This window comes from Microbacterium sp. FW305-3-2-15-F-LB2 (assembly GCF_058787255.1).
This window is the reverse complement of sequence record NZ_JBYSZO010000001.1, coordinates 1,127,873-1,140,847: the sequence shown is the minus strand read 5'-3', so window position 1 is coordinate 1,140,847 and position 12,975 is coordinate 1,127,873. Positions and strand designations below refer to the sequence as shown.

General features: G+C 68.9%; 13 protein-coding genes. 1 reads left to right on the top strand and 12 read right to left on the bottom strand.

The features are described 5' to 3' along the window. Positions 1-39: 39 nt before the first annotated feature. Complete coding sequence (hflX, locus tag AC3WLZ_RS05475) at positions 40-1,557, bottom strand: GTPase HflX (RefSeq protein ID WP_412924079.1); 1,518 nt, start codon at positions 1,555-1,557, stop codon at positions 40-42. 89 nt (positions 1,558-1,646) lie between these two features. Between hflX and AC3WLZ_RS05470 the strand changes: the two genes are divergently transcribed. Continuing rightward, positions 1,647-2,300: a class I SAM-dependent methyltransferase gene (locus AC3WLZ_RS05470; RefSeq protein WP_412924078.1), complete on the top strand. Its 654-nt coding sequence runs from the start codon at positions 1,647-1,649 to the stop codon at positions 2,298-2,300. Positions 2,301-2,327: 27 nt separating this feature from the next. On the opposite strand, the gene dapF is transcribed toward AC3WLZ_RS05470, so the two are convergent. The 11 genes from dapF to AC3WLZ_RS05415 all read right to left on the bottom strand — a co-directional run bounded on the left by dapF (position 2,328) and on the right by AC3WLZ_RS05415 (position 12,923). Continuing rightward, positions 2,328-3,182, bottom strand: a complete 855-nt coding sequence (dapF, locus tag AC3WLZ_RS05465; RefSeq protein ID WP_492469352.1) for a diaminopimelate epimerase — start codon at positions 3,180-3,182, stop codon at positions 2,328-2,330. A gap of 99 nt (positions 3,183-3,281) precedes the next feature. Beyond that, positions 3,282-3,722, bottom strand: coding sequence for a GNAT family acetyltransferase (locus tag AC3WLZ_RS05460; protein WP_492469351.1), 441 nt, complete (start codon positions 3,720-3,722; stop codon positions 3,282-3,284). After that, a complete protein-coding gene (gene miaA / locus AC3WLZ_RS05455; protein ID WP_492469350.1) occupies positions 3,719-4,660 on the bottom strand; it encodes a tRNA (adenosine(37)-N6)-dimethylallyltransferase MiaA in 942 nt (313 codons plus the stop codon). The genes AC3WLZ_RS05460 and miaA overlap by 4 nt, the downstream gene beginning before the upstream one ends. After that, positions 4,657-6,207: a tRNA (N6-isopentenyl adenosine(37)-C2)-methylthiotransferase MiaB gene (gene miaB / locus AC3WLZ_RS05450; RefSeq protein WP_492469349.1), complete on the bottom strand. Its 1,551-nt coding sequence runs from the start codon at positions 6,205-6,207 to the stop codon at positions 4,657-4,659. The genes miaA and miaB overlap by 4 nt, the downstream gene beginning before the upstream one ends. Positions 6,208-6,304: 97 nt before the next feature. Beyond that, positions 6,305-7,087, bottom strand: coding sequence for a regulatory protein RecX (locus AC3WLZ_RS05445; RefSeq protein WP_412924073.1), 783 nt, complete (start codon positions 7,085-7,087; stop codon positions 6,305-6,307). Then, on the bottom strand, positions 7,087-8,136 hold the full coding sequence (gene recA, locus AC3WLZ_RS05440) for a recombinase RecA (RefSeq protein ID WP_412924072.1): 1,050 nt from the start codon (positions 8,134-8,136) through the stop codon (positions 7,087-7,089). The genes AC3WLZ_RS05445 and recA overlap by 1 nt, the downstream gene beginning before the upstream one ends. 283 nt (positions 8,137-8,419) lie before the next feature. Further along, positions 8,420-8,644 (bottom strand): DUF3046 domain-containing protein, encoded by a 225-nt coding sequence (locus AC3WLZ_RS05435; RefSeq protein ID WP_412924071.1) that lies wholly within the window; start codon positions 8,642-8,644, stop codon positions 8,420-8,422. A gap of 9 nt (positions 8,645-8,653) precedes the next feature. Continuing rightward, positions 8,654-8,962: a helix-turn-helix domain-containing protein gene (locus AC3WLZ_RS05430; protein ID WP_125132412.1), complete on the bottom strand. Its 309-nt coding sequence runs from the start codon at positions 8,960-8,962 to the stop codon at positions 8,654-8,656. Between the two features lie 165 nt (positions 8,963-9,127). Beyond that, the gene (locus tag AC3WLZ_RS05425) at positions 9,128-9,655 is read right to left on the bottom strand and encodes a CinA family protein (protein ID WP_412924070.1); all 528 of its coding nucleotides are present in this window, start codon (positions 9,653-9,655) and stop codon (positions 9,128-9,130) included. After that, positions 9,652-10,239, bottom strand: a complete 588-nt coding sequence (pgsA, locus tag AC3WLZ_RS05420; protein WP_412924068.1) for a CDP-diacylglycerol--glycerol-3-phosphate 3-phosphatidyltransferase — start codon at positions 10,237-10,239, stop codon at positions 9,652-9,654. The genes AC3WLZ_RS05425 and pgsA overlap by 4 nt, the downstream gene beginning before the upstream one ends. Continuing rightward, complete coding sequence (locus AC3WLZ_RS05415) at positions 10,239-12,923, bottom strand: FtsK/SpoIIIE family DNA translocase (RefSeq protein WP_492469348.1); 2,685 nt, start codon at positions 12,921-12,923, stop codon at positions 10,239-10,241. The genes pgsA and AC3WLZ_RS05415 overlap by 1 nt, the downstream gene beginning before the upstream one ends. Between the last annotated feature and the right edge of the window lie 52 nt (positions 12,924-12,975).

The following is a 12,975-nucleotide window of genomic DNA, read 5'->3' as shown; positions in this document are numbered from 1 at the left end:
CCCCGCCTCAAGGCGGGGCGTCGTCGGTGTGCGGACCGGTCAGGAGGCGAACGGTGCGAGTTCGGCTGCGAGACGCGCGCCGACGTGGGCGTGGAGGAACGTTCCCTGCTCGCGGTGCTCCTGGGCGACGATGAGGCCGCTCTCGTGAACGGCGGACACGAGGTCGCCGCGGTCGTACGGCACGACCGCGTGCACCTCGACCGCGGGGAGCGGAAGCGCGTCTTCGATCGTGGCACGCAATTCGTCGATGCCCTCGCCGGTGCGCGACGACACGAACAGGGCCGCGGGAGCGAGGCCGCGCAACACCAATCGGTCGTCGGGGCTCAGCAGGTCGGCCTTGTTGAACACCACGATCTCGTGACCGAAATCAGCGTTCACATCGCCCATGACGTCGCGCACCGTGGACAGCTGCGCCGCCGGATCGGGGTGCGAAGCGTCGACGACGTGCAGGATGACGTCGGCGCCGCCGACCTCCTCGAGCGTCGACCGGAACGCCTCGACCAGCTGGTGCGGGAGGTTACGCACGAACCCCACGGTGTCGGTGAGCGTGTAGACGCGCCCGTCGGTCGTCTCGGAACGCCGGACCGTGGCATCCAGCGTCGCGAACAGGGCGTTCTCGACAAGGACTCCGGCGCTCGTGAGCCGGTTCAGCAGACTCGACTTGCCGGCGTTGGTGTACCCGGCGATGGCGACCGAGGGGATCGTGTGCCGCTTCCGCTCGGCGCGCTTCGCCTCACGGGCCGGGGCGAAGTCGCGGAGCTGCTTGCGCAGCTGCGCCATGCGGGTGCGGATGCGACGGCGGTCGAGTTCGATCTTCGTCTCACCCGGACCGCGGGATCCCATTCCCGCGCCGCCCGCGCCCACCTGGCCACCGGCCTGTCGGGACATCGAGTCACCCCATCCGCGCAGGCGCGGGAGCAGGTACTCGAGCTGAGCAAGCTCCACCTGGGCCTTGCCCTCGCGGCTCTTGGCGTGCTGGCTGAAGATGTCGAGGATCACGGTGGTGCGGTCGATGACCTTCACCTTCACGACATCCTCCAGGGCACGTCGCTGGCTCGGTGCGAGCTCGGTGTCGGCGATGACGGTATCGGCGCCGACCGCGGCGACGATGTCGCGGAGCTCCTCCGCCTTGCCGCGGCCGACGTACGTGGCGGGGTCGGGGTGCGGGCGGCGCTGCAAGACGCCGTCGAGCACGACCGCACCCGCGGTTTCGGCCAGAGCGGACAGCTCGCGGAGCGAATTCTCGGCATCCGTCTGCTCACCCTGAGGGTGGACGCCGACGAGGACGACGTTCTCGAGGCGCAACTGTCGGTATTCGACCTCGGTGACGTCCTCGAGCTCGGTCGACAGGCCGGGCACGCGGCGCAGCGCGGCGCGCTCCTCGCGATCCCACTGGTCGCCGTCGCTCGATCCGCCGTACGCCGTCGAGGCATCTTGAAGGGCTTGCGCCGCTCCGAAGACCCGGACCCCTCGGTGCGCTTCGGCGCGCGAGAGCACGCGGTCGACCGGGTCAGCCGGCGACGCATCGGTGCTCGGGGGTGTGGTCTGTTCGGTCATGTGTTCCTTTCGTCCGCGGGCGATGCCACGGCATGCTCGCACTTTAGTCGCCCCCACCTCCGGGGGCTTCGGTCCGCTACGCTTCCGGGATGGGCAGCGACCACTATTTCAGCGCGTCGCCGTCGAGTCCCGAACAGTTCCGCCGGCTTCGCGTCACGCTCGCCGGGCGTGAACTCGAAGTCGTGACCGCTGGCGGAGTGTTCAGTCCCGATCGCCTGGATGCCGGGACCTCGGTTCTGTTGGCGAACACGCCTGCCCCGCCCGCCGGTGGGAACTTCCTCGACCTGGGAAGCGGCTGGGGCCCGATCACGCTGAGCCTCGCCTTGGACGCGCCGCACGCGACGATCTGGGCGGTCGACGTCAACGAACGTGCTCTCGACCTCGTGAGACAGAACGCGCAGCGCCTCGGCCTCGACAATGTGAACGCCGTGCGCCCCGAGGATGTTCCCGAGGGGATCTCCTTCCGCACGATCCGCTCGAATCCCCCGATCCGGGTCGGCAAGAACGAGTTGCACGGCATGCTCGAGCACTGGATCCCGCGCCTCGCCGAGCGGTCGGACGGGTGGTTCGTCGTGCAGCGCAACCTCGGCTCGGACTCGCTGCAGCGCTGGCTGGCCGCCACCTTCACGACGGGGTTCTCCGTGCACCGCGCCGCGACGGGCCGCGGCTACCGTGTGCTGCGCGTGCGTCGCCACGGCTCGCCGCCGAGCGAGCCCATCGACGTCATCCGCGACGAGATCTGACGCGGCCGACGGCAGCTCCCGCCGGGTTCAGGCGAGCGCGACCTCGCCGGTGAACACCAGCGACGCGGGGCCGGACAGGAACACTCGGCCCGCAGCGACACGGACGCCCAGGGTTCCCCCGCGCGTCTCGACGGTCCAGAGATCGGGCGCCGCCGCGCCGGCCCAGTGCCGGACGGCGAGAGCAGCCGCGGCCACCCCGGTACCGCAGCTGAGCGTCTCACCGACGCCACGCTCGAAGACGCGCATGCTGATGGACCCCACACCCTCGTGCACGAGAGGGTCGGCGGGGACCACGAACTCGACGTTCGCGCCACGCTCGGGCGTCGGATCCAGAAGCGGTTGGTACGCGAGTTCCAGACCCTCGAGCTCGGCGTCCGACGAGAGCGCCACGACCACGTGCGGATTGCCGACATCGATTCCCACGCCGGGGCGGGCGACCGGCAACCCCTTGGCGCGCACCAGCACCTCACCGGACTCGATGCGGAACTCACCCAGATCGACCTCGAACCCGCGGTCGCTGCGCGTCAGGGTCTTCACCCCGGCGCGCGTTCCTATCCGCAGGCCGTCGGCGATGTCCGCGAGTCCCGTGTCGGTGAGGTAGCGGGCGAAGACCCGTGTGCCGTTGCCGCACATCTCGGCTTTCGAGCCGTCGGCGTTGCGGTAGTCCATGAACCACTCGGCACCCGAGGCCGCGGCATCCGATCCCTCTTCGATGGCGGCCGAGCGCACGACACGGAGGAGTCCATCGGCACCGATACCGAAGTGGCGGTCGCAGAGGATCGCGACCTGTTCGTCCGAAAGGTCGAGTTCACCGTCGGGATCGGACACGACCACGAAGTCGTTGCCGGTTCCGTGGCCTTTGGTGAACGCGAGAGTCGCCATGGCATCCAGTCTAGGGATCGGAATCGCAGGCTCGTCCTCTGGCGATGCGGGTGAGCGCCCGGCGCCGCCGATGGACACCCTGGCCCGTGCGGACGAGGCTCAGGCCGGGCCGCCGGGACCGTCGATGATGAGCCGGCGGCCCGTTGCCCACGTCTCGAAGGGCTCGTAGCCGAGGGCGTCGTAGAACCCACGAACGCCGACGTTGTCGGGTCGAACCATCAGCTGGACTTTGGGGCAACCGAGCGCCTCGAGCAGCCGCTCGGCCTCGGCGACGAGCGCACGGCCGACTCCTCGCCCGCGGTGGGATTCGGCCGCGGCCAGGTAGTAGAGCCAACCGCGATGACCGTCGTATCCGGCCATGACGCTGCCGACGAGCTCTCCCCCGTCGACCGCGACGAGGAACAGTTCGGGCTGCACCGTGAGTTTGCGGCGGATATCGGCGCGCGGATCGTTCCAGGGACGTGTGAGTCCGGCCGTGTCCCACAGGTCGACGACGGCGTCTTCGTCCGCGATGTCGAACGCTCGAATCTCCACGGTCATCTCCCGGTCTCCTCGATGATGAGTTCTTCGGCCCGGATGGAGCGCGCGTCGACCCACCGGACGTCCTCGTACCTGCGGAACCACGACACCTGGCGGCGCGCATAGCGCCGCGTGAGCGCCTGGGTCTCCGCGATCGCCTCCGCGCGCGTCATCTCGCCGCGGAGCTCCGCCAGCGCCTGCGCGTACCCGATCGCACGTGCCGCCGTCGCTCCCCGCTCGAGGCCGTCAGCGCGAAGCCCGGCGACCTCGTCGGTCAGGCCGAGCTCCCACATCCGCAGGACGCGCTCGTCCAGCAATCCGACCAGGATGTCGCGTTCGATGGAGGTGCCGACGATCGAGGTGCGCGGATGCCAGAGCTCCGGTGCAGCGGGGAGGGCCCCCCCGTGCGTGTCCGCGCCCTGAGCGAGCACTTCCAGGGCGCGCACCACTCGGCGGCCGTTGCGCGGGTCGATGCGCTGAGCCGCGATGGGGTCGGCTGCGCGGAGACGCTCGTAGAGCGCGCCAGGCCCGAGCCTCTCGAGCTCCTTCTCCAGACCGGCCCGCACCGCGGGATCGCGAGGCGGGAACCGAAAGTCCCAGAGAACGCTCGAGACGTAGAGCCCCGAACCACCGACGAGGATGGCGTCCGTCCCGCGGGCATGCAGCCGCTCGATGGTCTCGCGCGCGACGCCCTGGTACCAGGCGACAGCCGCCTCCTCCGTCACCGCGAGGACGTCGAACAGGTGGTGCGGGATGCCGCGCCTTTCGGCGACGGGGAGTTTGGCGGTGCCGATGTCCATCCCGCGGTAGAGCTGCATGGCATCCGCGTTGATGATCTCGGCGGCACGGCCACGTCGCTTCAGCGCTTCCGCGAGATCGAGGGAGAGACTCGTCTTGCCGGTCCCCGTCGCCCCGACGATCGCCCAGAGCCGCGGTGCGGCGACCTCGTCCGTCGTCACCCGCCGATGCGGAGCGTGGGCAGGCCGAGCGACACGGCGCGGGGCGCACCCGCCTCGCCGGCCGGCGCGGGCACGCCGCACGACTCCGCCTGGGTACGGTCCCACGCGTCGCCCGCGCGTGTCCGGCGAATGCGGAGCGGCTGCCCCGCGGGAGCGTCGGCGAGCAAGTAGAACGGCGCGGCATGCGTGACCTGGACCGAGACGACATCGCCCGGGCGCGGCAGGACCGACGTGTCGGACACCTCGAAGTGAACGAGACGGTTGTCCTCGGCGCGGCCGGTGAGGCGGCGCGTCTCGGCATCCTTCTTGCCTTCGCCGGTCGAGACGAGCACGTCGAGGGTGCGCCCGAGCTGCTTCTGGTTCTCTTCGAGCGAGATCCGTTCCTGCAGCGCGGTGAGCCGCTCGTAGCGCTCCTGCACGACAGCTTTGGGCACCTGACCCTCCATCGTGGCTGCGGGAGTGCCCTGGCGGATCGAGTACTGGAAGGTGAAAGCGCTGGCGAAGCGGGATGCCTCGACGACGCGCATCGTCTCCTCGAAGTCCTCATCCGTCTCGCCGGGGAAACCGACGATGATGTCGGTCGTGATCGCCGCGTACGGGATGCGCTCGCGGACGCGGTCGAGGATGCCGAGGAACCGCTCGCTGCGGTACGAGCGACGCATGGCCTTGAGGATGCGGTCGGACCCCGACTGCAGCGGCATGTGCAGCTGAGGCATCACGGACGGCGTCTCGGCCATGGCCGCGATGACGTCGTCGGTGAAGGCCGCGGGGTGCGGGCTCGTGAAGCGGATGCGCTCGAGGCCCTCGATCTCTCCGGCCGCGCGGAGCAGCTTGCCGAACGCCAGGCGGTCTCCGAACTCGACTCCGTAGGAGTTCACGTTCTGCCCGAGCAGCGTGACCTCGATCGCGCCGTCATCCACGAGGAGGCGGATCTCGTTCAGGATGTCGCCGGGACGCCGGTCTTTCTCTTTTCCGCGCAGGCTCGGGACGATGCAGAACGTGCAGGTGTTGTTGCAGCCGACCGAGATCGACACCCACCCGCTGTGGACGGAATCGCGCTTGGTCGGAAGCGTCGACGGGAAGACCTCGAGCGACTCCAGGATCTCGAGCTCGGCCTCGCCGTTGTGGCGAGCTCGCTCCAGCATCCCGGGCAGCGATCCCATGTTGTGCGTGCCGAAGACGACATCGACCCACGGCGCCTTCTGCTGGACGGCCTCTTTGTCCATCTGGGCGAGGCACCCGCCGACGGCGATCTGCATGCCGCCGTGGGCGTCCTTGCGGGACTTGAGGTGCCCGAGCGTGCCATAGAGCTTGCCTGCCGCGTTGTCGCGGACGGCACACGTGTTGATCACGACGACGTCGGCGTCGGTGCCGGCTTCGGCGCGGACGTAGCCGGCACTCTCGAGAGACCCCGAGAGCCGTTCGGAGTCGTGGACGTTCATCTGGCAGCCGAACGTACGCACCTCGTAGGTGCGGGCGCGTCCGTCGGCCGAGGTGGCGGCGTCGGACGGCGCGATCAGCGTCGGCGTGGATACAGGGGTCGTCATGATGCGTGCCATTCTAAGCGCCGTGCGCCGCGTCGCCGGGGTCGTTCATCGAGTCCCGCCACGGCCGGACGAACCGGAACCGACGCTCGGCACCGACTCAGTCGTCGGGAGTGAACTGCACGCCCGAGGCCGCGGGGCGTGTGAAGGGCGCGCGACGCACACCCGCCTCGGCGAGAGCCTGACGCGCCGCGTCGAGCGACACCGACGACGCGTACCCGCGACGGGCCAGCTGGCCCGCCAGGCGTCGGAGACTCGCGTCGTAATCCTTCCCGCTCACCCCGCGGATCTTCGACCGGGCGAACTCCAGCGCGCGTTCGGCGTCGTCGTCCGGCAGCTCGGCGACCGTGGCATCGGCCACCTCGCGCGGGATGCCGCGTTTGCGGAGCGTCTGGACGACAGCACGGCGCCCCTGACCGCGCCGCTCGATCGCGCTCATCGCGAGCTGTTCGGCGAAAGCCTCGTCATCGAGATAGCCGAGGTCGACGAATTTCGCCACGACCTCATCGACGACGGTCTCGTCGGCGCCCTCGACCTCGCGGACGACGGCACCCGCCTCGACCAGCGAGAGCGAGCGTCCGCGCAGGCGACGGAGGAGGAGTGCCTCAGCGCGGTCGCGGATCTCCTCCGGCGAATCGTCACCGGCAGCGTCGTCAGCGGTCCCTCCGGCTGCGGCACCGGGCAGAGCCCACCGCACCGAGCTGTCGTCGGCGACGGATCGCATCGAGGGATGCCGCGACACCGCGCCTCGGTCATGGCGCGCACGCCCGCCGCTGCCGAAGAGCGGAATCACCGGGGCGAGCGCGTCTTCGCCCGCGCCGCCCGCGCCGCTCCCCGACGATACTTCGGGGTCGCGACCCGGGCGGCCTGCGTCATCGCTCATCAGGCCGGGCGGCGGGCCGCGAGCTCGTCGGTCGTCGGTGCCGCCGCTGGGGCGACACCGATCCCGAGCTTGGTCTTGATCTTCGACTCGATCTCGGCGGCGACATCGGGGTTCTTGATGAGGAAGCTCCGGGCGTTCTCTTTACCCTGCCCGAGCTGCTCACCGTCGTACGTGTACCAGGCACCCGACTTCTTCACGATGCCGTGCTCGACGCCGAAGTCGATGAGGCTGCCTTCGCGAGAGATGCCGACGCCGTAGATGATGTCGAACTCCGCCTGCTTGAAAGGCGGTGCCATCTTGTTCTTGACGACCTTGACCCGTGTACGGTTTCCGACCGCCTCGGCGCCGTCCTTCAGGGTCTCGATGCGACGGATGTCGAGACGGACCGAGGCGTAGAACTTCAGCGCCTTTCCACCGGCGGTGGTCTCGGGAGAACCGAAGAACACCCCGATCTTCTCGCGCAGCTGGTTGATGAAGATCGCCGTGGTCTTGGTGGTGTTCAGTCCACCCGTGAGCTTGCGAAGAGCCTGCGACATGAGGCGCGCCTGCAGACCCACGTGGGAGTCACCCATCTCGCCCTTGATCTCGGCCTCGGGGACGAGCGCGGCGACCGAGTCGATGACGACGAGGTCGATGGCGCCGGAACGGATCAGCATGTCGGCGATCTCGAGCGCCTGCTCACCGGTGTCGGGCTGCGAGACGAGCAGCGCGTCGATGTCGACGCCGAGCTTCTTGGCGTACTCGGGGTCGAGCGCGTGCTCGGCGTCGATGAACGCCGCGATACCGCCGGCGCGCTGCGCGTTGGCGATCGCGTGCAGGGTCAGCGTGGTCTTACCCGAGGACTCCGGGCCGTAGATCTCGATGATGCGACCGCGCGGAAGCCCGCCGATCCCCAGCGCGGCGTCGAGGGCGATGGATCCGGTCGGAATGGTCTCGATCGGTGCGCGCTCGTCACTGCCCAGGCGCATGACCGAGCCCTTTCCGAACTGACGGTCGATCTGAGCCAGGGCCGACTCGAGGGCTTTTTCGCGCTCTGCGGGTGAGGGCATGACGTCTTCTTTCTGCTCGCGTTCCGTCGCCTATAGGCTGTCGCGCTCCCCACCGACGGTGGAGATGCCCGACAAGGCGTTCAGAGTGTCGTTCGACTTCACCCACGGTAGGGAGGGCCTCCGACATCGGTGGAGGGAACCCCGTCTTCTGTGGACGAAGACGTCCGAAACTCCGATGTGCAGGAGCCTACGCCGAGATCGAACGAAGATTCGATGACACGCCGTGAAGAATGTGGTCAGACCCGAACGCACGGCCCCGGCGGACGGTCGTTACGCACCGCGATCAGCGCCGGCGCGGATCCAGTCGCCCGACCCCGTAACGTCGCTCCATCGGAACGTCCGTCTCCTCGCACAGCGCGAGCCAGACTTCACGCGGGTCGACGCCCGCGGCGAGGGCATCCGCGCTCGTCCGGCCACCGACGGCGGACAGGACAAGGTCGGTCATCAGCGAACTACCGCGCGGACCGAACTCGTCGGCGACGGCGCGATCGAATTCGCTACGGCGCATCCGGAGACGTCAGCGCAGCGACAGTTCGGGCTCGACGGATGCGACGAGGTCGTCGGGGACCACATCGGGGAAGGTCTGGAGTCCTTCGAGAACCGACAGACGATCGCCGACCTCACGCATGATCGTCGAGATGGGGACGTCGAGGGCCTCGGCAACCGACGCGAGGATCTCGCTCGACGCTTCCTTCTGACCGCGCTCTACTTCACTCAAGTACCCGAGGGCGACGCTGGCGCGGCTGGCGACCTGGCGAAGGGTACGACCCTTCTGCTGGCGGAGCTCACGCAGGACCTCGCCGATCTCTTGACGGACCAGGATCATGTGAACCCCTCCTCACTACCGATTCCTCCGCTGCCCGGGTGGACAACGGTACAACACCATTTCAGGTCACCCTAATGCCGCGCGCTGGGCACTGGATGGGAATCGATGACAACAACCCGGGTGTGTCACCATTTGTTCCCCCGCCGCGGGAACGACAGCCCGACGTCACAGAGCCGCGAGGGCACGACGGACGGCGATGTGCGTGGCTTCCCGGCGAATGCGATCCCGGTCGCCGGAGATGACGAGCGAATCAACGCGCGTGCCGAGCGGGGTGGAGACCGCGATGTGCACGGTCCCCACCGGCTGCCCGTCCTGGGGCTCGGGGCCGGCCACGCCGGTGGTGGCGATCCCGACATCGGCCGGAGTTCCGTCGCGTCCGAGAACGTCGCGCACTCCGCGTGCCATTTGGCGAGCGACGCGGGGGTGGACAGCTCCGTGCGCTTCCAGCAACGCCGGATCGACTCCGAGGACACTCCGCTTCACATCGGTCGCATATGCCACGACACCGCCGCGCACGGCGCGGGAGGCACCGGGGATATCGACGAGCGAGGAAACGACCATTCCCCCGGTGAGCGATTCGGCAACAGCGACGGTCCAGCCGAGCTCGACGAGGCGGTCGAGCAGCACCGCCGCACTCTCGCGCGGGTCACGCACCAGCGTCTCGTCGAGGTCGTCAGGGACGCCGTCGATCACCGGCCGCTCCGCTTCGCACGCGCTCCACGCACCTCGGAGACGACGTAATCGATCCCCGACGCGATCGTGAGGATCACGGCGATCGTCATCGTCACCGTGCCGGCCCACCAGACCACGGACTGCCACACCGCGGAATCCGCGAGGGAGGCCAACGGCAGGAGCGCGATGGAGAGCGCGACGGCCTGGGCGACGGTCTTGAGCTTGCCCATCCAGGCGGCGGCCAGCACGTGGTCGCTGACGACGATGAACCGGTAGATCGTGATGCCGATCTCACGGACGAGCACGATGATCGTGACCCACCAGGGCAACTCGCCCAGGATCGACAGGCCGACGAAGGCGACGCCGGTCAACGCCTTATCCGCGATCGGATCCAGCAGCTTGCCGAGGTCGCTGACGATCTCGTAACGACGAGCGATGTAACCGTCCACCCCGTCCGTGGCGATGGCCACGATGAACAGGATCCCGGCGGCCCAGCGCAGTCCTCCCCCGGCACCCGCATCCGCGAGCAGCAGCCAGAGGAACACCGGCGCGCAGAGGATCCGCGCGATCGTGATCGCGTTGGGAAGCTGCGGGTGGACAGCCATCACTCGCGTCCCGTCAGCTGCCAGGCGTCTTCCGAGTCCTCGTCATCCCCGACGACGGGCAGACCGTCGTATTGCGCCTCTACGGCGTCCGGGCCGTATCGGTCGTCGTCGGATCCCGCTGGCGGCTCCTCGCCGCGGAGCCGGGCGAGGACGGACGGCAACTGTTCGTTCGTGACGAGGACGTCGCGCGCCTTCGACCCTTCGGACGGCCCCACGATCTCGCGCGATTCGAGGAGGTCCATCAGGCGCCCGGCCTTGGCGAAACCGACGCGAAGCTTGCGCTGGAGCATCGACGTCGAGCCGAACTGCGTCGAGACCACCAGTTCGGCGGCGGCGAGAAGCAGCTCGAGGTCGTCACCGATATCGGCGTCGATCTCTTTCTTCTCGGCCGCGGCCTGCACGTCGGCTCGGTACTCCGGGCGCGCCTGCTGGGTGACGTGAGCGACGACGCGCTCGATCTCCTGCTCGCTCACCCACGCGCCCTGCACGCGCACGGCCTTCGAGGCCCCCATCGGCAAGAAAAGACCGTCGCCCTGACCGATCAGGCGGTCGGCACCGGGCTGATCCAGGATGACGCGCGAATCCGTGACGCTCGTGACCGCGAAGGCCAGTCGCGACGGCACGTTCGCCTTGATGAGACCCGTCACCACGTCGACCGATGGGCGCTGGGTCGCCAGCACGAGGTGGATGCCACTGGCGCGGGCGAGCTGGGTGATGCGAACGATCGAGTCTTCGACGTCGCGCGGCGCCACCATCATGAGGTCGGCGAGCTCGTCGACCACCACGAGGAGGTACGGATACGGCTTGAGGACGCGCTCGCTGCCGGCCGGCAGCTGGATCTCACCCGCGACAACGGCCTTGTTGAAGTCGTCGATGTGACGGAACCCGAACGACGCGAGGTCGTCGTACCGCATGTCCATCTCTTTCACGACCCACTGCAGCGCTTCGGCCGCCTTCTTGGGGTTCGTGATGATGGGTGTGATCAGGTGCGGAACGCCCGCGTAGGACGTGAGTTCGACGCGCTTCGGGTCGATGAGCACCATCCGGACCTCGGACGGCTTGGCCCGCATCAACAGGCTCGTGATCATCGAGTTGACGAAGCTCGACTTTCCCGATCCGGTGGAACCGGCCACGAGCAAGTGGGGCATCTTCGCGAGGTTGGCGACGACGAATCCGCCACCGACGTCTTTCCCGACACCGATCGTCATCGGATGCGTGGACGCGGCCGCGGCGTCGGAGCGCAGGATGTCACCGAGGGTCACGATCTCGCGGTCGGCGTTGGGGATCTCGACGCCGATCGCGCTCTTGCCGGGGATGGGCGCGAGGATGCGCACCTCGTTGGAGGCGACGGCGTAAGCGATGTTGTTCGTGAGCGCGGTGATGCGCTCGACCTTCACACCGTGACCGACCTCGATCTCGTACTGGGTGACCGTCGGACCGCGCGAGAAACCGGTGACGCGCGCATCCACCTTGAACTGTTCCATGACGCTCTCGATGGCGCGGACGACGGCGTCGTTCGCGGCGGAGCGTTCCTTCGGCGGCGTCCCGGCGGCCAGAGCGGTCACCGACGGCAGACGGTAGTTCGCCGACGGGGGCAGGCCGGCGTTGTCTCCGCCGAGACCGGAGATGCCCGGCAGATCATCATCGGCATCGTCGAGCGTCGGCGAGTCGTCCTGAAGCCCGCGCCCAGCGCCCACGCTCGCGAGCGCGGCCGGGTCGATGATCTCGGTCAGAGCGTCGGGCGCGGGGGGAATCGGCGGCCGTGCCGGCGGAGCGGCGGGAGCCGACGGCGTCACCACGGCGGATTCGAAGCCGCCCTGGGGCGCCCCGGGCGTCAACAGCGTCGTGAGGTCGTCGGAGCCGAGGTCGCCGTCGACGTCCTCCTCGCGGCCGGACTTGTTCCGACGCCACCACGGCAGCGACTTTTCAGCGGGCGCCTCGTCGTCGGCATCCACGGGAAGGACGGCGGTGGGCGCCTCTTTCTCGACGCGTTCCGCGCCGAACATCCAGGCGTAGAGGTCGCCGAGGCGGTGACCGATCCGGTTCGGCGGGGTCTTGGTGAGGATCAGGATGCTGAGGACCGTGAGGAGCGAGAGCGCGATGTACGCCCCGACATCGGTGAGGAGCGACAGAGGTTCGCCGATCAGCCATCCGGCGAGTCCACCGGCGAGACTCAGCCGCGGCAGCCCCTCGCTCGGCGCCGGCCCCCCTCCGGCGACATGGCAGAACCCGGCCATGGAGATGACGAACAGCGCGAAGCCGATGCCGATGCGGCCGTTGTCGTGAACGGACGACGGATGCCGGAACAGCCATCCGGCGAGCAGAAGCAACAGCACCGGGAAGACGAACGCCACCCGGCCGATCACTCCGCCGAAGCTGTAGGCACTGATCGTCGCGGCGACGTCGTTGCCGATGAAGAACCACTCGACGACCGCTCCGAGCACCGCGAGGATCACGAGCAGGAAGGGGAAACCGTCGCGACGCTGGTCGCGCTCGAGCGTCTCGGGACCGAAGACGCGGAACATCCCCCCGACCCCGTGGGCGAGGGCCGTCCAGGCACGGACGGCGACCGGAGGCTTCTCGGGCTCGTCGACGTACCGCTTGGGCGCGGGCGCGGACGCTTTGGATCGCGCCTGTCCCTTCGCGGGAGCGCGACCGCCGGACGTGGACGTACTGCGGGGCATTCCTCCACGGTAGGCGGGGTGTCCGACATTCGCGCGGACCGACGCGGTATTC